The organism is Lactobacillus sp. B4015 (assembly GCF_026536055.1).
GTDB lineage: Bacteria > Bacillota > Bacilli > Lactobacillales > Lactobacillaceae > Lactobacillus > Lactobacillus panisapium.
Genome location: NZ_JAFNOY010000021.1, coordinates 1 through 610 on the forward strand (window position 1 = coordinate 1; position 610 = coordinate 610).

Sequence of the window (610 nt, forward strand, 5' to 3'; positions counted from 1 at the left end):
TGGTTCCGGCTCCAACGGCTCAGGCTCCAATGGCTCCGGTTCCAACGGTTCCGGCAGCAATGGCTCCGGTTCCAACGGTTCCGGCAGCAATGGCTCAGGTTCTAATGGTTCCGGCAGCAATGGTTCAGGTTCTAATGGTTCCGGCTCCAATGGCTCAGGTTCAAACGGTTCCGGCTCCAACGGTTCCGGCAGCAATGGCTCAGGATCCAACGGTTCAGGCAGCAACGGTTCCGGCAGCAACGGTTCCGGCTCCAATGGTTCCGGCTCCAATGGCTCAGGATCCAACGGCTCCGGCAGCAATGGTTCAGGTTCTAATGGCTCCGGTAGCAACGGCTCAGGCTCCAATGGCTCAGGTTCTAATGGTTCTGGCAGCAATGGCTCAGGATCAAACGGCTCAGGCAGCAATGGTTCCGGTTCTAACGGCTCAGGTAGCAATGGTTCCGGTTCTAATGGCTCCGGTTCTAACGGCTCAGGTAGCAATGGTTCCGGCTCCAATGGCTCAGGTTCTAATGGTTCCGGCAGCAATGGTTCCGGCTCCAACGGCTCAGGCTCCAATGGCTCCGGTTCCAACGGTTCCGGCAGCAATGGCTCCGGTTCCAACGGTTCCGGC

1 protein-coding gene is annotated in these 610 nt (G+C 58.5%); it reads left to right on the forward strand.

What is annotated here, in order from left to right; all coding sequences use genetic code 11:
- A partial coding sequence (locus J3U71_RS11590; RefSeq protein ID WP_267394652.1) for a hypothetical protein occupies window positions 1–610 on the forward strand: 610 nt, incomplete at both ends.